Genomic DNA, 22882 nt, shown 5'->3' with positions numbered 1-22882 from the left:
GAGGAGCTGTCCTTAGTACGAGAGGACCGGGATGGACGCACCGCTGGTGTACCAGTTGTTCTGCCAAGGGCATCGCTGGGTAGCTATGTGCGGACGGGATAAGTGCTGAAAGCATCTAAGCATGAAGCCCCCCTCAAGATGAGATTTCCCATTCCGCAAGGAAGTAAGATCCCTGAAAGATGATCAGGTTGATAGGTCTGAGGTGGAAGTGTGGCGACACATGGAGCTGACAGATACTAATCGATCGAGGACTTAACCTAAATGTTTGTGAATCGTCTGACCGTTATCTAGTTTTGAGAGAACACCTCTCAGAAAGCCAAAGGCAAGGAAACTCGGCTAAAGGCCCTCACATCCTGTGAGGAACGCCCAGTACCTTCGTCCTGAAGGCAATAGTTTGGTGGCGATAGCGAAGAGGTCACACCCGTTCCCATGCCGAACACGGAAGTTAAGCTCTTCAGCGCCGATGGTAGTTGGGGGCTTCCCCCTGTGAGAGTAGGACGCCGCCAAGCTGTTTATATATCTTTACCCTGCATGAATTGAAGCTTATCTTATTCCGCAGTAGCTCAGTGGTAGAGCTATCGGCTGTTAACCGATCGGTCGCAGGTTCGAATCCTGCCTGCGGAGCCAATGCTTCCATAGCTCAGCAGGTAGAGCACTTCCATGGTAAGGAAGAGGTCAGCGGTTCGAGCCCGCTTGGAAGCTTAAGTGAATACGTTGATATGACAAGGTTTCTCCTATGGTGGAGAAAGCTTTTTTTGTTTTATGATATTTTGCTTTCAACTTATAGAATGTATAAAAGCAGGCTTAACGCCTGCTTACTGCTATACCCTCTCATATAAAACGTTAATTGCGACTTCTAAAACAAGAAGGAACAACATATAACTCCCGTACTTTAACGTATCAGGTTCATGCTGTTTTGAGTCTTTAAAAGTCCATATAAATAATGCTACAACGCCAATAACGGTCACGATTTTGCTAAGCGTTAATAAAGACATGACAACCTTCCTTTATATTGAAAATTATTTATTATCCATCTTCCATATTTATAATTAAAATCCCTTTTAACCGTAAAAACTTTTTCTGCTATTAAACAAGCTCTCTGACTCGGATGACAGAGAGCTTGTTTAAATATGTTTAAAATCCATTTAAAATAGAGAAGATCCGATTGTTTACACTGCCAAAAGATTTGATGTTGTTTTGGATGTTAGAAAATAGAATGACGTATCTGCTCCCTGTCAGACTGAAACTGTTTAATATGTTATAGCCGGGCATGACACCGTGACTAGAATAGCTTCCCGGCGACACATAAAAGCCCATACCGTATGTTGCTTTGTTTGGCGTAAACATTTTCATAAAACTTTCATTGGAAATGATTTTTCTTTCGTAAAGTGCTTTATCAAATAAATACATATCATAAGCGGTCATATAAATATCACCAGCCCCATAAAGCTGTGATAAATTCGGCATGTCAGGCGTATAAAGCTCTTTTTGCGGGTTTAATTTATACCCTGTCGATGGATTTGACTCTTTAGCAAATGTTTTATAAAAGCCTGCGTGTTTCATACCAGCAGGTTTAAAAACGTGCATTTTGATGTATTGATCGACTGGTTCACCGCTTACCATGGAGACAATGTATGCCAGAACCGAGTAATTGGAGTCTCTATAATCCCATTTCCCAGTTGGGTATTTTACGCCTCGTTTTTCGATATCTTTCATTAAATCTTCCGGCGAAATATATCCGTGGCCTTCTTTGTGCCCCCTAATCCCTGATGTGTGTGTCAAGAAATGATAAAGGGTGATCTTTGAGCCGTTTGGAAAGTCAGGAAGATACTTAGAAACGGGGTCATTTACTGATAGCAATCCCTTTTCCTCAAGCTGTAAAATTGCCGTTGCAATAATTGCTTTTTGTGATGACCCAACATAAAAGACGGTGTCCGGTGTATTGGGGACCATTTCCTCGCGGTTTGCATATAAATACCCTTTGCTTGTCACAACGTTTCCGTCTTCTACAATTAATGCTGTGCCGCTGAATCCAATGCTTTTTAAATATTGATCCAATTGAGCATTATCATTTTTTGTGATGATAGGGTTCTTTTTTGTTTCATTTTGATTTGTCTTCTTCTTTGCTTCAGGCTGTTCTTTTTTTTCAGTTGCCTGTAGTTGATTTTCTTGGTGATCTCGCATACCGCTTGGAAGTGCAAGATAAATTACCCCACAAACAAGAAGAAAGGAAAGAATGATGAGCCTTCTTTTTGTTTTCTTCTTTTTTCTTTTCTTTATTCGCGTTCTGTATGTTCTTGCCATGGCGGGTACTCCTTCTTTTATATGTGACGTATTTACTGACGCAATAACCCCTTAAAAAGTTTCTTCAAAATGCTAATATTTTCATACATAGTTTGGGATAATGCCAAAATTTACATTTTATTTACACTTGAATAAGAACAAATGTTCCTATAAAATAAAGATGTGAGGTGAGACGATGAATAAGCTGTTGTATCGTTCAATGGAAGACGGTTTTCCGGTAGAAATCATTTACATGAAAGAAAGTAGTTTTTCTAAACGGGCGATTCTCGTGAAAGAAATTAAAAACGGTTATGTGAAAGCATTTTGCTTCCAAAAACAGCAGTTCAGAATGTTTAAGATAGAGGCCATTTTAACCGTGTTCCCCTATAAAAAAAGAAGCATAGCTCATTATGCCTAAAAGCTGCTCTTTCATCTTGCTGTCTTCTTTTCTGTATTCCCTTCCTGTTTTGATATTCCATCTTTTGTTATAATGAATGTAAATTCGATTTAAAGAGAGCGGGCGTTTTACATCTATGCTTCAGACGATCAATAAAACACTTGGTAAGATTATGCCTTTACTGACGCCTTTAAGTGTTGTCAGCGGGGTGTTGCTTGCGGATTACTTAAATGGGCTGGCCGGTCTTGTGCCGTGGATTTTTGCGTTTATGACATTTGCCGGCAGCCTTGGGGCAAATTTTCAGTCGCTGAAAACAGCGATGGTTCATCCCTTGCCGATGCTACTCGCTTTATTTGTTTTGCACATATTTATGCCTGTTCTGGCATGGGGCACGGGGCATCTTGTGTTTAGCGGAGATTCATTAACGATTACAGGGCTTACCCTTGGTGTTGTCATTCCGACGGGTATTACGAGTATGATTTGGGCTGCCATGTATAAAGGAAACATCGGCTTAACCCTATCGATTATTTTAGTGGACACGATTCTTTCGCCTTTCATCGTTCCGTTCAGTCTTTCCATCCTGGCCGGGGCGCATGTTGAAATGGATGTAATCGGTATGATGAAAGGTTTAGTCGGAATGATTGTGATTCCTTCTTTGTTAGGAATGCTCGTCAATCAATTTTCAATACCGGAGCGGACAGCGCGTTTAAGCGCAAATTGCGCTCCATTTTCGAAAATCGGGTTAGCCGCCGTGGTGGCGATTAACAGCTCAGTTGTCGCTCCTTACCTGAAAAACGTCGATTTAAAGTTTTTAACGATAGCCGTTACGGTTTTTTTGGTGGCATTTACTGGCTACATGACAGCTTGGCTGATCGGTCGGCTGATGAAACGGCCCCAGGAGGAAATCGTGGCTTTAATTTTTACCGGAGGAATGCGGAATATTAGCGCCGGCGCTGTGTTGGCCACCGGATTTTTTCCGCCGCAAGTGGCGGTGCCCGTTGTCATCGGCATGCTGTTTCAGCAGATCCTGGCTGCGCTATATGGGCATTTGCTTGCAAGAAGCGAGCTGAAAAAAACGTATCATTTAGACAAAAAAACGAGTCTGCCCTCATAGTTGGCAGACTCAAACCTTACAGGAGTGAAAAAAATGAAAACCAATAGGGTAAGTGTGATGATGTGGACTTTAATTTCCGCATTTTTGTTTTGTTCTTTATTAGTCACAGCTTCACTTTCTCCGCTCGCTCATTCAGGCCCCCATGCTAATGAGTTTGGCACTTTGGGGATGTGGGCGGCAATCGGAACCGTTTTACTCTTTTATATCCTTCCCCTTGCTGTTTATATGGCCGGGTTTGATGCGATGAAGTTTGTAATGGCTGTTCTTTGCGGAATTGGATTAATCATCACGCTGACCATGATTCCAGTGGTTATGTTGATTGGCGCTTTTGGCGGATATGCTTCTGCTTTATTGGGCGTCGTATGCCTTTGCATTCTGTCAGCGATCGTGAATGTGATTTGGTTAGTCGCCGCTTTTCGCAGGCCGTCATCGGCTGCTTCTTTCTAATATTTAAAAACCGCTTTCCCGCGTTGTGTTCAAGTTCGCCAAGTTCCTTTTGCGATCAGGTGGACGTTTCCCCCGATGTGAATTTCTATGCTGTTTTCCGTTGTATGCGCTTCAATATAAAGCAGGGAAGGCCGGTTTATTTCATACCCTTGTTCAGCCCTTATGCTGAGGTCATTTTGATTAAAATAACCGTGATGCAGTAAATATCCTGCGAGATCCCCGATCGCGCTTCCTGTTGCCGGATCTTCGGGAACGCTGAGACAGTCGCAAAAAACTCGTGTATTGATATGATTTTGTTCATGATAGGTTTCCGTAGAAAAAACGAGCAGACTGGCTTCTGTTTCTTTCATAAAAGCTTCAAACCGATCCTTGTTGATTTTGCATTTTTTAACTGCACTTAGCGAATTTAACGGGACGATAACTGCTGGCAGACCTGTGGAAACCTCTTGTATCGGGAAATCCAAATCCATATCACATGTGTCGATACCGAGTACTTCTGCCATCATTTCTTTATCAAAAGTTCGATTAAATACAGGCGGATTTTGCTTCATCCAAATGATCTGATCTTCACCTTTGTCAAACGATACCGGTATTGCGCCTGCTCGAACATTTAAAATGACGCTTGAAGATGGTTCAGTTTCGATTTCATTCTTTATGATAAACGCTGTGCCCAGCGTCGGATGTCCTGCAAACGGAATTTCTTTTTCCGGGGTGAAGATTCGGACATCATACCCGCTGTTTTCCTGTTTCCCTAATATAAATGTTGTTTCGGAAAAATTAATTTCCCTAGCTATTTTTTGCATTTTATCACTTGATAGGTTCTTTTCTGCTTTAAAAACGGCGAGCTGGTTTCCTGTATATTTTGTTTCTGCAAACACGTCCACAAGGTAAAATTCCATCCGATGTCTCTCCCCTTTAAAATGACCTTCCTGCCCTAAAGGCAGTTTTACATATCTTACATGAGATGAGAATCATTGAACAGTCTAAAAAAATAAAGAAGAGCGGATCCCGCTCTTCCTAATAAAGCAAATACTTCTTTCTGATATTCATAAACCGTTTTTGATCTGCTTCGTATTTATTGACGATTTCATCAATTGAAGCGCCTTGTTCAATCATAGCTTTGACCCATCCATTCCCGATCAGACGGTTGAAATTGCCTGAAGGGAGGAACTCAAAGTCGTCCGGGTAGAGGTCATGGACGGTTTTGATGATCGCGATACCGGTATTTACAGGCTTAAAAGCGGACCTGTTTGTCACGTAAAGCTCCACCCCGTGGCACAGTTTATTTTGATGCTTTGAAAATGTCGGAGTGAACGAGGCGGCTCTGAATCGGACGCCAGGAAGCTTCAGACCGTTTAATTTTTCGGCGAGTTCCGTACTTTTCATGTAGGGCGCACCAATTAATTCAAAAGGCTTTGTCGTGCCCCTTCCTTCTGACATATTGGTTCCTTCAATTAAACCTGTGCCCGGGTAGACGATGCCCGTATCCGGCGTCGGCATGTTCGGGGAAGGCAGGACGAAAGGAAGACCAGTGTCTTCAAAGAACATCTGTCGCTTCCACCCTTTCATTTTGATGATGGTTAAATCGGCGCCGATGTTAAATTCGTCATTAAACAGCTTTGCCAGTTCTCCTGCGGTCATTCCGTGCTTTAAAGGGATGGGATACATTCCGACAAATGAAGAATAATCTGGATCAAGGACAGGTCCTTCAACTTTTAAGCCGCTTTGCGGGTTTGGCCGGTCAAGAACAATGAATGGAATGCCGTTTTCTTTTGCCGCCTCCATCGCATAAGCCATTGTGTAAATGTAAGTGTAAAACCGCGTTCCGACATCTTGGATGTCAAATAGCAGGACGTCAACGTTTTTCAACATCTCCGGTGTCGGTTTTCTCGTATCTCCGTAAAGGCTGTAGACGGGGAGACCGGTTTTTTCATCAATATAAGAGTCAACCTTATCGCCGGCTTGAGCGTCTCCCCTTACACCGTGCTCTGGACCATAGAGAGCGGTCAGCTCAATACCAGGGGCTTGGTGAAGCAAATCGATGCTGCTTGTTAATGCTGAATTGACACCGGTTGGATTTGTGATGAGACCGACCCTTTTTCCTTTTAATATGCTTTTCTTGTTCATGATCACTTCAATACCCGGTGAGACCTTTGCTTTCTTTTCTTTGTCCGGAAAGGCCGCTGCTGCGGTTAATGTACTGAAAACAAACATTCCCGCAAGCAGCCAGATCGCTTTTTTTCTCATTTTGCCCCTCCTTTGTGAAGCGGCTTGCCGTTTTTAATATTCAACCCGTAGCCGAACGGGTAAAGGGTTTCTCCGGGGCGTGTGACCGAAGGAATGTCTACGGGCAATGTTCCTTTAGGCTTTGCCTTTCCGAAGATAACTTCCACTCCGGCCGGAATATTCGGCTGCCTGAAGCGCCCGTTTGCATAGCCTTTAAAGCCGTATACTGCGATCACGGCAGCGGCTTCTTCAAAATTTGCCGTGTCATAAGGGTTTCGTAAGCTCATTAAGACAAATTTTTTCCCGTTTGCCTGAGCGTATTTCATGGCGGCGCGCGGAAAAGCAGTTGCCCACTTGCTTGAGTCTTGAATGCTGTCATCAATGACACCGTCGTTCACAACAGGATCGTTTTTGACTACATATGATCCTGTGATGACATAATCGGCCTCGTCAATTTTCTTTTGAATCTCTTCATCAAACGTTTTTTCTGCAAATCGATATTCGACGACCTTGATGTTTTTCTTTATTTTGCTGATGGTTTTGGCGATTGCTGCTGTTTGCTCTTCGTATGGGGCGAGAATGAGGACGGTATCCCCTTTTTTCGGTTTGAATGGCAAGGTGCTTTTTTCATTTTTAAGAATGGTGACGCTTTCTCTTGCCATTTTCCTTTCGGATTTCATGTGTTTGTTGCTGCCGACCGTTTTCAAGGCGTATTTGATTTTTTTCTGAAGCGGTTCGGAGCCGGTGTGATCGATGATACCGCGGTTTATTTTTAATTGAAGGATTCGCTCCACCGACTGATCGATTTGTTCGATAGGGATCTCACCTTTTTTAACGGCTGTCAGAAGAGCTTCGAATACACGCGCTAGATTTTTTTCGGTCTCAAGCGATGTGACTTGTGCGGGCATGAGGGCGATGTCGACTCCTGCTTTGACAGCCATGACGACGGCTTCCTCCTGTCCGAAATTATCAGAAATGGCTTTCATATTTAAAGCGTCTGTTACGACAACGCCCTTAAAGCCGAGGTCTTTGCGGAGAAGGTCTGTCATGACTTTTTTGGAAAGTGTTGCAGGCACCATGATGTCCTCGCCGTCTTTTTTGCTTTTATAGGTTGTATTGTCAAAGGCGGGGAACTGGACATGCGCTGTCATGATCATGTCAATCCCTGCATCGATCGCTTTTTGAAATGGCGCAAGTTCAATGTTTCTCAGCCTTTTTTCATCATGCGGAACAAGCGGCAATCCGTAATGACTGTCAACCGCTGTATCGCCGTGTCCGGGAAAGTGCTTTGCTGTAGCGATCATTTGCTCGTCCTGCAGGCCCTTCATCATCTGGATGCCGAGCTTTGAAGTCAGCTCAGGCTTGGAACTGAAAGAACGAACGCCGATGACCGGGTTGCCGGGATTGTTGTTGACATCAAGTACAGGACTGAAGTTCACGTTGATGCCCAGCGATGCTAATTCTTTTCCGATGATTTTTCCTGATTTGAAGGCATTTTTGCTGCTTCGCGATGCACCGACTGCCATATTCCCGGGCAGGTTTGTGCCTGATTCAAGTCTGGTGACAATCCCGCCTTCCTGATCGATCGTGATAAAGAGCGGAATGTCAGGACTCGCTTTTTGCAAGCCGTCCGTTAACCGTACAGTCTGCTCTGTGCCTGTGACATTTTCAGCAAAAAGAATGACACCGCCGAGCCGGTATTTTTGAATGATTCCCGCGACTTCGTCATTCATTTTTGTTAATCCTTTGGCGTTCGATTCCCCTTTTTTCTTCCAGTTTCTAAAGTCAGGCATCAGCATTTGTCCGATTTTCTCTTCAAGCGACATGCTGCTGACCATTTGTTTGAGGTGTTGTTCCGGCTGCTGTTTAGCTTCTGCTTCGCGAGCGGCGGGCTGCAAAGCGAGAGACGATAACAGCAATGCAATCAACGCGCATTGAAGAAATCTTTTCATATAAGGGTCGCCTCCTATTGGTGATGTAACGCCTCGTAAATAGCTGTAATGACGCTGCCGTACTTTCCGGTTGCAAATGCGTCACCTTCAAATTGATTCGGGTTTTCTTTAGGGTTGATGACAGGAGAGTGCTTTTTATTGGTTAACAACACAATGCCGATTTGATACACGGGATCGATGATAGTGACGGTTCCCGTCCAGCCGGTATGGCCGTATGCCTTGTTGCTGGCGTGCTTGCCGAACATCCACTCCATATCGGTATTGCCGTTAAGCCGCCATCCTAGTCCATATGTGGGATTTGTTTTTGACGGCTCAGTAAATTGTGAAATGACCGAACGGCTGAATAGATGCTGTTTCCCGTAACCCCCGCCGTTCAGCATGACTTGAAGGAGCACTGCTGCGTCGTCAACGGTGGAAAAAAGGCCGGCATGCCCAGAGACGCCTTCCATTGAATAGAACGCTTTTTCATCGTGGACTTCCCCTTGAAGCGTGTAAGTTCTGATATTTGGAAACAAGATGGTGCCATCTCTGGTGTTTCCCTTTCGTTCCGTAGCTGCAAAATGCGGCGGTTTAAAGCCCTTTTGGAGCGGATTAAACAAAGTATGCCGCAACCCGAGAGGCCGGTAAAATTGGTTTTCAACAAAGGTATCTAAACGCTCGTTTGTGACTTTTTCTATGATCAGCCCGAGGAGCATATAGTCGATGTCACTGTAAATTTGTTTTGTGCCGGGTTCATATGACAAGGGGGTTTTGACAAGATATTCAAGCGTTTTGCTCCGTGACTGAGAGTAGAGGTGTCCGGCTGCTTTCGGGTCGTAATAGTTCCAGCTTGCAGGGAAGCCTGCGTGATGGTGGAGCAAATCAATGACGCGGAGCCGGTTTTTTCCCTTTACATCGTCTTCCGGGTGATCTTTGAAATTAGGAAGATAATGTGAAATGTTTTTGTTCAAGTCAAGCTTTCCGGTGCTCACTAAATGCTGCAAGGCAAAATTGACGGCATACATTTTTGTATTGGAGGCGAGGTCAAACATCGTGTTTGCTTTCATTTTTTTTGGATGTTTGAGCGTCGAGAGGCCGTTGTATTTCTGCTTGTAGCCGTATGCTTCTTTTTTGACGATTTTTCCGTCTTTTATCAAAATCAAGGCAGCCCCGGGAAAGCCCGCTTTGACATCCTGTTCGATCAGACGGTCCACGGCTTTAAGCTTTTCCGAAGAAAAACCGGCTTTTTCAGGTGTTTTCGCCTTCGTTAATACGGGATATGTCAGCTGACCTGTTGTCTCGTTCGCAATTGCAGTCTGTGCTGATGACGGAAGCGGGAAAAAGCATGTCAGCAGCAATAGGGACGATGCTGCAGCGCTGATCATAAACTTTTTCAGCTTGCTTCACTCCTTTCTGTCAAAAAATGCATAGTGGGAATTTTAAACAAACGTTTAATCAAATTCAACTGCCATATCGTCTTTAAAACCAAAGAGATATGTTAAGGCAAAGCCGGCAGCATAGGAAATAAACAAACCGAGAATATACAAAAGAACTTGGTGGGTATGGACTAAAAATGACAAAGGAAGACCTGATACGCCTATCGATTCGGTCGCGATTTTGAAATACGCTTGAAAGGCTCCACCTACTCCGGCGCCGAGGCACGCGGTTAAAAACGGACGTCCGAGTGGAAGAGTCACACCGAATATGAGCGGTTCACCGATTCCGAGCAGGCCTGACGGCAGTCCGCCGGCAATGGCTCTTTTGAGCTTTGCTTTTTTTGTTTTGAAATAGATCGCAAAAGCGGCGCCTACTTGACCTGCGCCCCCCATAGCCAGAATCGGCAGCAACGGGTCATCGCCGATTGAATTGATTAATTCCATATGAACGGGTGTCAATCCCTGGTGCAGTCCGGTTACGACGAGCGGAAGGAAGGTGGCCCCCAGTACAAAGCCGGCGATAATGCCGCCGAGATCTAAGATGGCGAGAAGTCCTGACGTAATGGCGTCAGATATCAAGCCGCCGACAGGCATGAAGACAACGTAAGTGACGATTCCTGTGATGAGAAGGGAGACTGTAGGTGTGATGATGATGTCGAGTGAATGAGGTACAATGCGCCTGACCCGTTTTTCGAGAAAAGCGATAAATGCAGCTGCGAATAAAATACCGATTAAACCTCCGCGTCCCGGCAAAAGCGCTTCACCGAAAAGCGAAATATCACCAACGGCCGGGTTAATGATTAAAATACCGGCTAATCCGCCGAGTGCGGGGGAGCCGCCAAATTCTTTCGCCGTATTGACCCCGACCAGGATGCCTAAATACGTAAATAAACCTGAACCTATTACCGTTAAAATAATGGCGGTTTGTGATGTATCAGCGAGCCAGCCTGCTTGGATAACGGCTTTGGTGATTCCGGTAATCAAGCCTGAGGCGACCAAAGCGGGGATCAGCGGTATAAAAATGCTTGCGATCCGCCGAAGAAACAATTTAAAAGGCGTCGCGTTTTTCTTGGAAATCTCAGCTTTATGTTTGGCTGCGGATTGTTTTAAGTCAACGTCTTCCGCGGATTGAAGCAACTTCCCGAATTCGTCTGATACGTGCTGTACGACGCCGGTGCCGAGGATAATCTGAAGCGTTTCCTCCTCAACGACGCCAATCACGCCTTCAAGCGCCTTGATTGAGCCGATGTCGGTTTTTTGACTGTTGACAGGCGTGATGCGCAGGCGCGTCATACAATGGGTATAATCCGCGACGTTAGACGGGCCGCCGATGTGTTGTAAAATCAGTTTTGCCAGGCCGGCATATTTTTTCTCATCGCTCATTTTATATCCCCCTTTTTTACAATTCGCTCATTCCCATCATGCGGATGGCCGCTTTTGTTTGATCAATATACTGAATGATGTCCTCGTAGCGCTCCGCGGCTATGCCTAAAAACAGAATGTCAATCATGTAAAGCTGAGTTAAACGAGAGGAGGTGGCGGCGCTGCGAAACGGCGCTTCGTTTGAGCATGACGTATACAGGGCGATATCGCTTAATGAAGAGACAGCAGACTGTCCAAACCGCGTCAGTCCAATGGTTTTAATGCCATGTTTTTTGGCGAGTCTGACTGCATTGGCGATTTCATGTGTTTCTCCTGAATGGGATATGGCAAACAGAACGTCATTCTCGCCGGCATTGGCGATTAATGTCGCGACAAGATGCATATCACTAAAAGCGGTGGCTTTTTTATTGATGCGCAAAAATTTCTGCTGGGCATCTTGTGCGACGATTCCTGAAGCCCCGATCCCGCAAAAATGAACCGTTTCTGCGTTGATCAGTATTTGAATCGCTTTTTGAAGATCTTCGTGGTCAATGTTTTCAAAGGTATCGCGAATCGCCTGAATCGAATTGCTGGTTGTTTTTTGAACGATTGAATGGAGCGGCTCTTGCGGTTCGATATCCCGGTATCCATGATCAGACGGTTTCATTAAATCGCCGGCGACCCTCATTTTTAAATCTTGAAAGCCTTTCAGCCCCAGAGATTTGCAGAGCCGTATTGCCGCCGCCCCGCTTGTCTTAGCCGAAGAGCTCACCTCTTGAATGGTGCCGTTTACGACCTCGTGTGGGTTTTTCAAAATGTATTCGGCAAGCTTTCGTTCAGATTGCGGCAATCTGTGAAGCATATTCTGAATGATTTCCAATCCTCCTGCAGCCATTGTTTCTTCCTTTCTTCTTTAAACTTGGTCTTCATAAATGGATAGAGCTTTTTCGATATCGCCTTCTGATTTCTCAAGCAGGTTTTCGGAAGCGGCCGCATCTTCGTTTGTTTTCAGCATGATGATGGCGGTTTTGACCTGGTTATGGGATTTTTCTAACGCTAGTGCCGCCGCTTCTTTTGGAACACCTGTGACCGTTTGGATGATGCGAATCGCCCGCTCCTTTAATTTGTCATTGCTTACTTTTACGTCTACCATGAGGTTTTCATAGACTTTTCCCATTTTGATCATGGCCGCCGTTGAAATCATGTTTAAAATCATTTTATGAGCGGTTGCTGCTTTCATTCTCGTCGATCCGGCAATAACTTCAGGGCCGACGACCACTTCTATGCTGTGATCTGACACCTGGCTGATCGCCGAGTTTTTGTTGCATGTCAGTGAGACGGTCTTGGCGCCACTTTCCCTGGCATACTTCAAAGCGCCGAGAACGTATGGAGTCCGACCACTGGCGGCGATTCCGATTACGGTATCATTGTTTGAGAGGTTAACGGCTGATAAATCCCGTCTGCCGAATGCCTCGTGATCTTCAGCGCCTTCCACGGCTTTGTACAGAGCTTTTTCTCCTCCTGCAATGATGCCAATGACCGACTCGAGAGATATGCTGAACGTCGGCGGGCATTCAGCTGCATCGAGTACGCCGAGTCTCCCGCTTGTACCGGCACCGATGTAGATGATCCGTCCCCCTTTCTTTAACGACCCGACGGCGAAGTCAACGGCGGTCTTAACTTCTGGTAAGACTTCTTGTACAGCTTCGGCCACAGTTTTGTCTTCATCATTGATGATTTTCAAAATATCAATCGTCTTTGACTGGTGAATGCGCCTGGATCTTTCATTCCGGCGTTCGGTCGTTAATGAACCTAAATGGCTGTTTTCCATCGACAACTCCTCCTGATGATGAAGTGCATATATTTCTTAATTTTCAGTATATTAAGGGTGGAATATTATTTCAATAACAAAAGGTAAATATTAAAATTTTATTTCAATGAAGTTCTAAACAACGGATTGCCGACATAAAATAAAGCGCAGATGAACTGCGCTTATGTTCAGGTATTACAGCTCGTCTATTTGGTGTTCGGAAATCACGCGGAAGCCTTCTTTTTTCAGAAGCGCCGCCGTAACGCCGTTGCCGGCTATTTTTTGGCTTGAGAAACTTCCATCGTATATATGGCCGCTACCGCAAGACGGGCTGTTTTCCTTCAACACGATCGTATCAGCCTTGATTTGCCTTGCCATCTCCAATGTTAGATAAGCTCCTTTTATATACAGGCCTGTTACGTCTTTTCCGGATTGTGTCTTGATCACCGCCCTGCCGTCTAAAACGTCTTCTCCCGACCCGCCTATAATTTCGGCCGGTTCCCTTGGCGTTTGAAATCCGCCGAGCAGCTCGGGACAAGCAATCACCGCTTTTTTTTCTTCAACAAGCTTATTGATTTTCCCCACATAGCTGTGCGATCCGTTATAGCGGCATTCCACCCCGGCCAGACATGAACTTACCAGTATCATTTTTCGCGTCCCCTCTCTTGCACATCAGATAGCCCTATTTTAAACAAAATTTCTGCGTTTTTCTCAATGTTTATGAATAAAAAATTTGAAAATAAAAATTTTAATTTACCCCTTTACAAATGGGGAGGAACCTGTATATAATAACTTTTGTCAGCTTTACGAGAGCTGCTTGAAACACGATGATGGCCCGTTGGTCAAGTGGTTAAGACACCGCCCTTTCACGGCGGTAACACGGGTTCGAATCCCGTACGGGTCACCATTCTTTTTTGGACAGCACGCTGCGAATGCCGGAATTTTTAAAAGGAAGGCATGCTAAGGTCGCAACGTCCTGTTGCAACGCGCACTTGTACTTTAACGGCAAGGAAGGCATGCTAAGATCGCAACGTCCTGTTGCAACGCATGCACTTGTACGTCCTGTACTGCGGAGGATTAGCTCAGCTGGGAGAGCATCTGCCTTACAAGCAGAGGGTCGGCGGTTCGATCCCGTCATCCTCCACCATTTTTCTGGATCGGTTTTTGTCACAACCGCGCCGGTAACTGCATAAGATACCGTATCATGCCGGTCTAGCTCAATTGGTAGAGCAACTGACTTGTAATCAGTAGGTTGGGGGTTCAAGTCCTCTGGCCGGCACTGTTTTTGGAGGGGTAGCGAAGTGGCTAAACGCGGCGGACTGTAAATCCGCTCCCTCAGGGTTCGGCGGTTCGAATCCGTCCCCCTCCACCATTATTGGGCTATAGCCAAGCGGTAAGGCAACGGACTTTGACTCCGTCATGCGCTGGTTCGAATCCAGCTAGCCCAGTTTTTGGACATCCTAACAGGATGTCCTTTTTATTTTGTCTTTTTTGTATAACTATTCAAAAAAATGTCTTGTTGAGTCAATTCCGAATTGGAAGGTACAATGAAGGTCTGAAAGGGGGATATCATATGTTAAAACAGCAGATTTCAATGATCGGCGTACCGATGGATCTCGGTCAGCTGAGGCGGGGAGTCGATATGGGACCGAGCGCGATTCGCTGTGCCGGTGTTAATGAACGGTTGGAAAGCCTTTGTCAGGATATTGAAGACCTCGGCGATATGACAATCGGGCAAAGAGAGGATGAGAAAGAAGGCGGGGAGCCGGCATCTGAAGAGCTGAGAAACTTGAAAGCGATTACAAAAGCGAGTGCAAAACTTGCTGAGACCGTTGATAAGATCGTGGCTTCAGGTGCTTTTCCGCTCGTGCTGGGCGGTGACCACAGCATAGCGATCGGAACGCTGGCCGGCCTTGTGAAGCATTATCAAAACCTGGGTGTGATCTGGTATGATGCCCATGCTGATTTAAATACGAAAGAAACGTCTCATTCAGGCAATATTCACGGCATGCCGCTCGCCATCAGCCTGGGGATCGGCCATGAAGGGCTGACAGGCATCTATGGAAAAGAAACGAAAATTAAAGCGGAGAACATCGTCATCATCGGTGCGAGGTCACTTGATGACGGGGAAAAAGAATTGATTCGCGACAAAGGGATCAAAGTGTATACAATGCATGAAATCGACCGCCTCGGTATGACGAGGGTGATGGAAGAAACGATAGACTATTTGCGCGGCAGAACGGACGGTGTCCATCTGTCACTCGATTTAGACGCGCTTGATCCGAACGATGCCCCGGGTGTCGGAACCCCGGTAGCGGGAGGCATCAGCTACAGGGAAAGCCACCTGGCGATGGAAATGCTGGAAGAATCGAAGCTGATTACGTCCGCTGAGTTTGTCGAAGTCAACCCGATATTGGATGAGAAAAACAGGACGGCTGAAGCGGCAGTCGCCTTAATGGGGTCGCTGTTTGGCGAAAAGCTGCTTTAGGTGCGGTTGAAGAGCGGCCTTAGGCTGCTTTTTTTATAAAAAAGTCTCAGTTTCATAATATTTAGATTGTATAATAATTTTAAGCTAATATTAAGCGCATGATCCCTGTCAAAGCATCTACACCCTGCCAAAAATTTGATAAACTATTTTTATGAATTTAATGAAACCTAATAAAAATCAATTCGTATACATAAAGACCGGTGAAGGCAGAGGTTAGATAAATATGGAAACAATGATTAAAAAAAGAATCAAACAGGTGAAAAAAGGCGATCGTAATGCATTTGCAGACATCGTGGATATTTACAAAGACAAAATTTATCAGCTTTGCTACCGTATGCTCGGCAATGCGCATGAGGCGGAAGATATTGCGCAGGAAGCGTTTATCAGAGCATACGTGAATATCGACAGTTTTGATATCAACCGGAAATTTTCCACATGGCTTTATCGAATCGCAACCAATTTGACCATCGATCGTATCCGTAAAAAAAAGCCGGACTATTACTTGGATGCAGAGGTGGCGGGGACTGAAGGACTGACGATGTATTCCCAGGTTGCGGCGGATGTTGCGCTTCCAGAGGATGAAGTGGTTTCTTTGGAGCTGCACAGCACCATCCAGGAAAAAATCTTAAGGCTTCCCGATAAATACAGGACGGTCATCGTATTAAAGTACATTGATGAGCTCTCACTCATTGAGATCAGTGAAATCCTTAATATTCCCGTAGGTACGGTGAAAACGAGGATACACAGGGGCAGAGAGGCTCTCAGAAAACAATTAAGGGATCTTTAAGTGGGGTGATGAAATGAGCTGTCCGGAGCATATTGTTCAGCTTATGCATAAATACCTTGACGGAGACATACTACCGGAAGATGAATCGCAATTAAAAGAGCACCTCCAATCATGCGAAGACTGCAAAAAGCACCTTCATGAAATGGAAAAATCCATCGCTCTTGTCCAGAGCACGTCACATCTTACAGCTCCGGCGAACTTTACAGCCGATGTGCTGGCGAATCTGCCGAAGGAAAAGCGAACGGCATCGATCAACAGGTGGCTTAAAGCTCATCCGTTTTTAGTGGCGGCAGCTTTGTTTATCATTTTGATGGGCGGCAGCTTTTTCTCCAGCTGGAAAAACGATCAGGATTTCAGCGTATCCAGCCAGCCCAATCTCGTAGTGAAAAACAACACGGTCATCGTACCTGAAGGCAAAGTTGTCAAAGGCGATGTGACCGTGAAAAACGGAAAGCTGATTATAGAAGGCAAAGTCGACGGCGATGTCACGATTGTTAATGGCGAAAAATATACGGCTTCAGCAGGACAAGTCACTGGTCAGATCCATGAGATCAACGAAGTGTTCGACTGGATGTGGTATAAGATTAAATCGACCGGAAAATCGGTTTTTGACATGAAGGAGTCTAAAGAGTAGAGCAAAGCGGGCGAATGAGCTTTGCTCTTTTTTTATGAGGGGCCGCCATTTCACTTGGAAAATCAATTTGTGCTATAATAGCGTCTGTATATGTAAAAATAATAGATCATACCATTTTGAAACATATTAACCTTACTAATGACTGAATTCTTGGAGGACGAGGAAATGGCTTTTGAGGATATCCCTTTCTTGCAGTACCTCGGCGATGCCGTTGATATTCTCCTTGTTTGGTACGTAATATATAAATTAATGATGGTCATCCGCGGGACAAAGGCGGTTCAGCTTTTAAAGGGAATCGTGGTCATTGTTCTCGTCAGGCTGGCCAGTCAATATTTAGGATTAAGCACCCTGCAGTGGCTGGTTGACCAGGCGATCACATGGGGGTTCCTGGCGATCATTATCATCTTCCAGCCTGAATTGAGGAGAGCGCTGGAACAGCTGGGGCGGGGGCGCTTTTTTTCGAGGAGCGGAACACCTGAGGAAGAGCAGCAGCAGAAAACGATTGATGCGATTACAAAAGCGATTAAATATATGGCGAAACGCCGGATTGGCGCGCTTCTGACGATTGAACGGGAGACGGGAATGGGCGATTACATAGAAACGGGGATCCCTTTAAATGCAAAGGTCAGCTCTGAGCTATTGATCAACATCTTTATTCCGAATACACCGCTTCATGACGGCGCCGTAATTATGAAAAATGATGAGGTTGCTGCAGCCGCCTGCTACCTTCCGCTTTCTGAAAGCCCTTTTATTTCAAAAGAGCTTGGGACGAGGCACAGAGCAGCAGTGGGAATCAGTGAAGTGACCGACAGTCTGACGGTTGTCGTATCCGAAGAAACGGGCGGCATCAGCGTCGCCAAAAACGGAGACCTTCACCGTGATTTATCGGAAGAGGCATTGAAAAACATGCTTGAAGCGGAATTCAAGAAAAATTCGCGAGAAACTTCCTCAAATCGCTGGTATTGGAGGGCGAAGAAAAATGGATAAGTTCTTAAACAATCCCTGGGCTGTCAAAGTAGTCGCATTATTATTCGCGTTTCTTCTTTACTTTGCGGTCCACAGCGCTCAAGCGCCGACTCCGAAGAAACCAGGTGAATCGTTTTTCCCGACATCGACGACAGACGAAGCGACGCTCACCGATATACCGGTCAAATCGTTTTATGATGATGAAAACTACGTCGTAACAGGCGTGCCGCAGACGGTGAATGTCACGATTAAAGGCCCGACAGGAACCGTCAAGAAGGTCAGACAAGTGAAGGATTTTGAGATTTATGCCGATATGCAGCATCTGAAAACAGGCAGGCACAAAGTTGAGCTGAAGGCCAGAAATGTTGCCGAAGGCCTCACTCTGACCATCAATCCATCGGTGACAACCGTGACCATCGAAGAAAAAACGACGAAGGAATTCCCGGTCGAGGTTGATTTTTATAATAAAAACAAAATGAAAGACGGCTACACGCCGGAGCTGCCGATTATCAACCCGAAAAACGTCAGCGTCACCGGCTCAAAAGCCGTGATCGACAGAATCCAAAACATCAAGGCGACGATCAATTTAGAGGGCGTCGACCAGACGGTTGAAAAAGAAGCCAAGCTAACAGTGTACGACAGGGACGGAAATGTTCTTCCGGTTGAAGTCAGTCCATCCGTCGTTAAAATCACCGTTCCCGTGACAAGCCCTAGCAAAAAGATTCCCGTCAAAGTTGACCGGAAAGGGAGCCTTCCGGACGGTATCAGCATTTCCAGCCTCGATATCAGTCCGGGAGAGGTAACCGTCTACGGGCCGCAAAATGTTCTTGATTCGTTAGAATTTGTCGAGGCTGATGAGGTTGATTTAAGTAAAATGAAAGATGACACTGAGTTGGAAGCCAACATTAAAGTGCCGGACGGCGCTAAAAAAGTGTCACCCGAAAAAGTGAAAATCAAGGTGAAAGTTGACAAGGAAGAAGAGAAAAAACTGAAGAACGTTTCAATTAAAACCGCGGGGCTGAATGACAGCCGGGATCTTGAATTTCTCGATCCGAAGTCAGGCAAGCTGGATATCACGGCAAAGGGCTCGACAGCCGCGATCGAAAAACTCCAGCCTTCCGACGTCGAGCTCTATGTCAATGTGGCGGATCTCGATGACGGCGAGCATAACGTGAAGCTGGAAGTAAACGGACCGCAGAACATGACATGGTCGCTGCCGCGGCAGAGCATTCGAGTGAAAATCTCATCTCAAACAACCCAAAACGAAAAAAATAATGGTCAGAATGAAGAAGAAGAGAATCATTCTGAAAAGGATTCACAACCTTCATGAATCAAAAAGGAGCGATATTAATGGGCAAGTATTTTGGTACAGACGGTGTAAGAGGCGTGGCAAACAGTGAACTTACACCCGAGCTGGCCTTTAAAGTCGGACGCTTTGGCGGATATGTCCTAACAAAAGATAAGGAGCGCCCCAAGGTGCTGATCGGCCGTGATACGCGCATTTCCGGGCATATGCTGGAAGGTGCCCTTGTTGCGGGCCTTCTTTCGATAGGAGCAGAAGTCATGCGTCTCGGTGTGATTTCGACGCCCGGCGTCGCATATTTGACGAAGGCTATGGACGCGGAAGCGGGTGTAATGATTTCAGCTTCCCACAACCCTGTCGAGGACAATGGAATTAAGTTTTTCGGCGGCGACGGATTTAAGCTTTCCGATGAGCAGGAGCTTGAAATCGAGCGTCTGATGGATCAGCCTGAAGATCACCTGCCAAGGCCTGTAGGCGCTGATCTGGGTATGGTGAACGACTACTTTGAAGGCGGACAGAAATATTTGCAGTTTCTTAAGCAGTCTGCTGATGAAGACTTCACAGGCATTCATGTCGCGCTTGACTGTGCGCACGGGGCGACATCTTCGCTGGCGACCCACCTGTTTGCCGATCTTGACGCAGATGTATCGACGATGGGAACTTCTCCGAACGGATTAAACATCAATGACGGAGTCGGCTCGACCCACCCTGAAGCCCTGGCCGAATTTGTGAAAGAAAAGGGAGCTGACGTCGGCATGGCGTTTGACGGGGATGGCGACCGCTTGATCGCTGTTGACGAAAAGGGGAATATCGTAGACGGCGATCAAATCATGTACATATGTTCGAAGTACTTGAAGAGCGAGGGGCGCCTGGCGGACAATACAGTTGTCTCTACGGTGATGAGCAACCTCGGCTTTTACAAAGCGCTTGAAGCGGAAGGCATTAAAAGCGTTCAGACAGCTGTCGGCGACCGCTATGTAGTGGAAGCGATGAAAAAGGACGGGTTTACTTTCGGCGGAGAACAGTCGGGACATCTGATTTTCCTTGATTACAATACGACAGGCGACGGACTGCTTTCTGCGATCATGCTGATGAACACGATCAAAATGACAGGTAAGTCTTTGTCAGAGCTTGCGGCAGAGATGCAGAAGTTTCCGCAGCTCCTCTTGAACGTGAAAGTAACCGATAAACATAAAGTAGCGGAGAACGAAAAGGTAAAAGCGGTCATCGAAGAGGTTGAGAAGGAAATGAACGGTGACGGCCGCATCCTTGTGCGCCCGTCCGGCACCGAGCCGCTTGTCCGTGTTATGGCTGAGGCGAAAACGAAGGAGCTTTGCGAGAAATACGTAGGCCGCATTGCAGATGTCGTGAAAGCTGAAATGGGAGCGGAGTGATTTTCCGCAGAAGACTGACGAACGAGACATGCTGATTTGACATAAGATAAAGGGAACCGTTCAATCTTGGAAAAAATGTGAACCATTTTGAAAAATGTTTGACGGTTCCTTTAGTGTATAGTAAAATCAGCTTGTCTTGTTTAATTTAAAAGGAAAGGCAGGGCAGAACCATTTTTTATAGTTATAGCGCCCGGACTAAGCGTGCGGATGAAACAGCTTAGTTGACGAGGATGGAGGTTTATCGAATTTTCGGCGGATGCCTCCCGGCTGACCACAAGATCACAGCCGCAAGGATTTCCTCAAACCAAAGAGGCGACTCTTTGAACAAAGGGAAATCGCATGATCTTCCATAAAAAACATGTAGGAGGGGACGAAGAATGTCCCCGCCTGATAAGCAGACTTTCTTCGTCTCCTGCCTACGACTTTAGGAGGAAGAAAATTATGTGTGGTATTGTAGGTTATATTGGCCAGCTTGATGCAAAGGAAATTTTACTTAAAGGTTTGGAAAAGCTGGAGTATCGCGGCTACGATTCAGCTGGAATCGCTGTAGCGAACGAAGACGGCGTACACGTGTTTAAAGAAAAAGGACGGATTGCCGATCTTCGCGAAGTCGTTGATGCAAATGTGATATCGCAAGCGGGAATCGGACACACACGCTGGGCGACTCACGGGGAACCGAGCCGTCTAAACGCTCACCCGCATCAAAGCGCATCAGGCCGATTTACACTTGTTCATAACGGCGTCATCGAAAACTATGTTCAGCTGACGCGCGAATATTTACAAGATGTAACCCTTAAAAGTGATACGGATACAGAGGTTGTCGTTCAAGTGATCGAGCAATTCGTCAATAACGGTCTTGACACGGAAGAAGCGTTCCGCCAAACGCTTATGCTGCTCAAAGGCTCTTATGCGATTGCATTATTCGATCATGAAAACAAAGAAACAATCTATGTTGCGAAAAATAAAAGCCCGCTTCTTGTCGGCCTTGGAGACAATTTCAATGTGATCGCGTCTGACGCGATGGCGATGCTTCAAGTGACAAACGAATACGTGGAGCTTATGGATAAAGAAATGGTGATTGTCACAGACAAAAAAGTTGTGATCAAAAACCTTGACGGAGAATTGATGTCACGTGCCTCATATATTGCAGAGCTTGATGCGAGCGATATCGAAAAAGGCACATACCCTCACTACATGTTAAAAGAAATCGATGAACAGCCGCTTGTCATGCGGAAAATCATTCAGACGTACCAAGATGAAAACGGCAAGCTTTCCATTCCTGGAGACATTGCAAATGCTGTTGCAGAAGCGGATCGCGTCTATATCATCGCCTGCGGAACGAGCTATCATGCCGGTCTTGTCGGCAAGCAATTTATCGAAACATGGGCGAAAGTTCCGGCTGAAGTCCATGTCGCAAGTGAATTCTCTTACAATATGCCATTGCTTTCCGAGAAGCCGCTGTTTATCTTTATTTCTCAAAGCGGAGAAACGGCTGACAGCCGCGCGGTTCTCGTACAGGTGAAAAAGCTCGGACACAAAGCGCTGACATTGACCAACGTACCGGGATCCACGCTTTCCCGTGAAGCGGACTATACGCTTTTACTGAATGCCGGCCCGGAAATCGCAGTAGCGTCAACAAAAGCATATACGGCGCAAATCGCAGTTCTTGCTATTTTGGCAGCTGTGACTGCGGAAACCCGCGGAAAAGCACTTGGTTTTGATCTTGTTAAAGAGCTCGGCATCATCGGAAACGCGATGGAAGCCCTTTGCGACCAGAAAGACGAAATGGAAATGATCGCACGTGAATACTTGACAGTAACACGCAATGCTTTCTTTATCGGCCGCGGTCTCGACTATTTCGTCTGCCTCGAAGGATCCCTGAAGCTGAAAGAAATTTCTTACATTCAAGCTGAAGGCTTCGCCGGCGGTGAATTGAAGCACGGTACAATCGCATTGATCGAAGACGGCACACCAGTCATTGCCCTTGCGACACAGGAGCACGTCAATTTAAGCATCCGTGGAAATGTCAAAGAAGTGACAGCCCGCGGCGCCAACCCTTGCGTGATCTCCTTGAAAGGCCTGGAAGAAGCAGACGACCGCTTCGTCCTGCCTGAAGTGCATCCGGAGCTCGCACCGCTCGTCTCCGTCATCCCGCTGCAGCTGATCGCATACTACGCAGCGCTGCACCGCGGCTGTGACGTTGATAAGCCACGGAACTTGGCGAAGAGTGTGACGGTGGAGTAAGGCGACGTTTGAAATAATAGTTTGTACCCCTCTTGGATTGGATGATCTGGAGGGGTATTT

19 protein-coding genes, 7 tRNA genes and 2 rRNA genes (1 of these 28 running past the window's edge) are annotated in these 22882 nt (G+C 46.1%); 19 read left to right on the top strand and 9 right to left on the bottom strand.

Features of this window, described 5'->3' with window-relative positions; all coding sequences use genetic code 11:
* From M1E06_RS20725 to M1E06_RS20710, 4 genes are all read left to right on the top strand, one after another.
* A 23S ribosomal RNA gene (locus M1E06_RS20725) occupies positions 1-260 on the top strand; it begins 2670 nt to the left of the window's first position.
* Positions 261-393: 133 nt separating this feature from the next.
* Positions 394-509, top strand: a 5S ribosomal RNA gene (gene rrf, locus M1E06_RS20720).
* A 43-nt stretch (positions 510-552) separates the two neighbouring features.
* A tRNA-Asn gene (locus M1E06_RS20715) sits at positions 553-627 on the top strand.
* A 2-nt stretch (positions 628-629) separates the two neighbouring features.
* Positions 630-702, top strand: a tRNA-Thr gene (locus M1E06_RS20710).
* A gap of 432 nt (positions 703-1134) precedes the next feature.
* Here the strand turns inward: M1E06_RS20710 and M1E06_RS20705 are convergent.
* Entirely contained in the window at positions 1135-2304 is a 1170-nt protein-coding gene (locus M1E06_RS20705; protein ID WP_216904533.1) for a serine hydrolase domain-containing protein, read from the bottom strand.
* Positions 2305-2479: 175 nt separating this feature from the next.
* Between M1E06_RS20705 and M1E06_RS20700 the strand changes: the two genes are divergently transcribed.
* The 3 genes from M1E06_RS20700 (at position 2480) to M1E06_RS20690 (ending at position 4241) form a co-directional block, all read left to right on the top strand.
* On the top strand, positions 2480-2701 hold the full coding sequence (locus tag M1E06_RS20700; RefSeq protein ID WP_020449908.1) for a hypothetical protein: 222 nt from the start codon (positions 2480-2482) through the stop codon (positions 2699-2701).
* A 151-nt stretch (positions 2702-2852) separates the two neighbouring features.
* Entirely contained in the window at positions 2853-3794 is a 942-nt protein-coding gene (locus M1E06_RS20695) for a bile acid:sodium symporter family protein (RefSeq protein ID WP_095292699.1), read from the top strand.
* 33 nt (positions 3795-3827) lie between these two features.
* The gene (locus M1E06_RS20690; RefSeq protein ID WP_035337465.1) at positions 3828-4241 is read left to right on the top strand and encodes a DUF5391 family protein; all 414 of its coding nucleotides are present in this window, start codon (positions 3828-3830) and stop codon (positions 4239-4241) included.
* A gap of 29 nt (positions 4242-4270) precedes the next feature.
* Here M1E06_RS20690 and M1E06_RS20685 read toward each other — a convergent pair whose 3' ends face one another.
* From M1E06_RS20685 to M1E06_RS20650, 8 genes are all read right to left on the bottom strand, one after another.
* A complete protein-coding gene (locus tag M1E06_RS20685) occupies positions 4271-5140 on the bottom strand; it encodes a PhzF family phenazine biosynthesis protein (protein WP_025810886.1) in 870 nt (289 codons plus the stop codon).
* Positions 5141-5258: 118 nt separating this feature from the next.
* On the bottom strand, positions 5259-6488 hold the full coding sequence (locus M1E06_RS20680; RefSeq protein WP_035337463.1) for an exo-beta-N-acetylmuramidase NamZ family protein: 1230 nt from the start codon (positions 6486-6488) through the stop codon (positions 5259-5261).
* Positions 6485-8419 (bottom strand): glycoside hydrolase family 3 protein, encoded by a 1935-nt coding sequence (locus M1E06_RS20675; protein ID WP_035337460.1) that lies wholly within the window; start codon positions 8417-8419, stop codon positions 6485-6487. The genes M1E06_RS20680 and M1E06_RS20675 overlap by 4 nt, the downstream gene beginning before the upstream one ends.
* Positions 8420-8433: 14 nt before the next feature.
* Complete coding sequence (gene pbp4b / locus M1E06_RS20670) at positions 8434-9783, bottom strand: penicillin binding protein PBP4B (protein ID WP_035337457.1); 1350 nt, start codon at positions 9781-9783, stop codon at positions 8434-8436.
* A 66-nt stretch (positions 9784-9849) separates the two neighbouring features.
* The gene (locus tag M1E06_RS20665) at positions 9850-11217 is read right to left on the bottom strand and encodes a PTS transporter subunit EIIC (RefSeq protein WP_025810882.1); all 1368 of its coding nucleotides are present in this window, start codon (positions 11215-11217) and stop codon (positions 9850-9852) included.
* Positions 11218-11233: 16 nt separating this feature from the next.
* Entirely contained in the window at positions 11234-12091 is an 858-nt protein-coding gene (locus tag M1E06_RS20660) for a MurR/RpiR family transcriptional regulator (protein ID WP_025810881.1), read from the bottom strand.
* Positions 12092-12109: 18 nt separating this feature from the next.
* Positions 12110-13027, bottom strand: coding sequence for an N-acetylmuramic acid 6-phosphate etherase (gene murQ / locus M1E06_RS20655; protein WP_025810880.1), 918 nt, complete (start codon positions 13025-13027; stop codon positions 12110-12112).
* Between the two features lie 174 nt (positions 13028-13201).
* Positions 13202-13654: a DUF523 domain-containing protein gene (locus tag M1E06_RS20650; protein WP_020449918.1), complete on the bottom strand. Its 453-nt coding sequence runs from the start codon at positions 13652-13654 to the stop codon at positions 13202-13204.
* Between the two features lie 184 nt (positions 13655-13838).
* Here M1E06_RS20650 and M1E06_RS20645 point away from each other — a divergent pair.
* From M1E06_RS20645 to glmS, 12 genes are all read left to right on the top strand, one after another.
* Positions 13839-13913, top strand: a tRNA-Glu gene (locus M1E06_RS20645).
* Positions 13914-14077: 164 nt separating this feature from the next.
* Positions 14078-14153, top strand: a tRNA-Val gene (locus tag M1E06_RS20640).
* 59 nt (positions 14154-14212) lie between these two features.
* Positions 14213-14285 (top strand) — tRNA-Thr (locus M1E06_RS20635).
* An 8-nt stretch (positions 14286-14293) separates the two neighbouring features.
* A tRNA-Tyr gene (locus M1E06_RS20630) sits at positions 14294-14378 on the top strand.
* Between the two features lie 4 nt (positions 14379-14382).
* Positions 14383-14454, top strand: a tRNA-Gln gene (locus M1E06_RS20625).
* A 125-nt stretch (positions 14455-14579) separates the two neighbouring features.
* Positions 14580-15494 carry an arginase gene (gene rocF, locus M1E06_RS20620; RefSeq protein WP_035337454.1) on the top strand — a complete coding sequence of 305 codons (915 nt, stop codon included), beginning with the start codon at positions 14580-14582 and terminating at the stop codon, positions 15492-15494.
* 223 nt (positions 15495-15717) lie between these two features.
* Positions 15718-16281 carry an RNA polymerase sigma factor SigW gene (gene sigW / locus M1E06_RS20615; protein WP_003178438.1) on the top strand — a complete coding sequence of 188 codons (564 nt, stop codon included), beginning with the start codon at positions 15718-15720 and terminating at the stop codon, positions 16279-16281.
* 13 nt (positions 16282-16294) lie between these two features.
* Positions 16295-16915, top strand: a complete 621-nt coding sequence (gene rsiW / locus M1E06_RS20610) for an anti-sigma-W factor RsiW (RefSeq protein WP_023857683.1) — start codon at positions 16295-16297, stop codon at positions 16913-16915.
* A 165-nt stretch (positions 16916-17080) separates the two neighbouring features.
* The gene (cdaA, locus tag M1E06_RS20605; protein WP_003178443.1) at positions 17081-17902 is read left to right on the top strand and encodes a diadenylate cyclase CdaA; all 822 of its coding nucleotides are present in this window, start codon (positions 17081-17083) and stop codon (positions 17900-17902) included.
* Positions 17895-19211: a CdaR family protein gene (locus M1E06_RS20600; RefSeq protein ID WP_025810877.1), complete on the top strand. Its 1317-nt coding sequence runs from the start codon at positions 17895-17897 to the stop codon at positions 19209-19211. Before cdaA ends, M1E06_RS20600 begins: the two co-directional genes overlap by 8 nt.
* Before the next feature lie 20 nt (positions 19212-19231).
* Entirely contained in the window at positions 19232-20578 is a 1347-nt protein-coding gene (glmM, locus tag M1E06_RS20595; RefSeq protein WP_023857685.1) for a phosphoglucosamine mutase, read from the top strand.
* Between the two features lie 441 nt (positions 20579-21019).
* Positions 21020-22822 carry a glutamine--fructose-6-phosphate transaminase (isomerizing) gene (gene glmS / locus M1E06_RS20590; RefSeq protein WP_023857686.1) on the top strand — a complete coding sequence of 601 codons (1803 nt, stop codon included), beginning with the start codon at positions 21020-21022 and terminating at the stop codon, positions 22820-22822.
* The last annotated feature ends 60 nt before the right edge of the window (positions 22823-22882 follow it).

Source organism: Bacillus sp. AK124 (genome assembly GCF_053903085.1).
Note: the sequence above shows the minus strand (reverse complement) of the source record. Positions and strands in the feature narration are given on the sequence as shown.

Coding starts and splice junctions, on each gene's coding strand:
- M1E06_RS20705 (WP_216904533.1), bottom strand. CDS start 2,304: ATGGCAAGAACATACAGAACGCGAATAAAGAAAAGAAAAAAGAAGAAA.
- M1E06_RS20700 (WP_020449908.1), top strand. CDS start 2,480: ATGAATAAGCTGTTGTATCGTTCAATGGAAGACGGTTTTCCGGTAGAA.
- M1E06_RS20695 (WP_095292699.1), top strand. CDS start 2,853: ATGCCTTTACTGACGCCTTTAAGTGTTGTCAGCGGGGTGTTGCTTGCG.
- M1E06_RS20690 (WP_035337465.1), top strand. CDS start 3,828: ATGAAAACCAATAGGGTAAGTGTGATGATGTGGACTTTAATTTCCGCA.
- M1E06_RS20685 (WP_025810886.1), bottom strand. CDS start 5,140: ATGGAATTTTACCTTGTGGACGTGTTTGCAGAAACAAAATATACAGGA.
- M1E06_RS20680 (WP_035337463.1), bottom strand. CDS start 6,488: ATGAGAAAAAAAGCGATCTGGCTGCTTGCGGGAATGTTTGTTTTCAGT.
- M1E06_RS20675 (WP_035337460.1), bottom strand. CDS start 8,419: ATGAAAAGATTTCTTCAATGCGCGTTGATTGCATTGCTGTTATCGTCT.
- pbp4b (WP_035337457.1), bottom strand. CDS start 9,783: ATGATCAGCGCTGCAGCATCGTCCCTATTGCTGCTGACATGCTTTTTC.
- M1E06_RS20665 (WP_025810882.1), bottom strand. CDS start 11,217: ATGAGCGATGAGAAAAAATATGCCGGCCTGGCAAAACTGATTTTACAA.
- M1E06_RS20660 (WP_025810881.1), bottom strand. CDS start 12,091: ATGGCTGCAGGAGGATTGGAAATCATTCAGAATATGCTTCACAGATTG.
- murQ (WP_025810880.1), bottom strand. CDS start 13,027: ATGGAAAACAGCCATTTAGGTTCATTAACGACCGAACGCCGGAATGAA.
- M1E06_RS20650 (WP_020449918.1), bottom strand. CDS start 13,654: ATGATACTGGTAAGTTCATGTCTGGCCGGGGTGGAATGCCGCTATAAC.
- rocF (WP_035337454.1), top strand. CDS start 14,580: ATGTTAAAACAGCAGATTTCAATGATCGGCGTACCGATGGATCTCGGT.
- sigW (WP_003178438.1), top strand. CDS start 15,718: ATGGAAACAATGATTAAAAAAAGAATCAAACAGGTGAAAAAAGGCGAT.
- rsiW (WP_023857683.1), top strand. CDS start 16,295: ATGAGCTGTCCGGAGCATATTGTTCAGCTTATGCATAAATACCTTGAC.
- cdaA (WP_003178443.1), top strand. CDS start 17,081: ATGGCTTTTGAGGATATCCCTTTCTTGCAGTACCTCGGCGATGCCGTT.
- M1E06_RS20600 (WP_025810877.1), top strand. CDS start 17,895: ATGGATAAGTTCTTAAACAATCCCTGGGCTGTCAAAGTAGTCGCATTA.
- glmM (WP_023857685.1), top strand. CDS start 19,232: ATGGGCAAGTATTTTGGTACAGACGGTGTAAGAGGCGTGGCAAACAGT.
- glmS (WP_023857686.1), top strand. CDS start 21,020: ATGTGTGGTATTGTAGGTTATATTGGCCAGCTTGATGCAAAGGAAATT.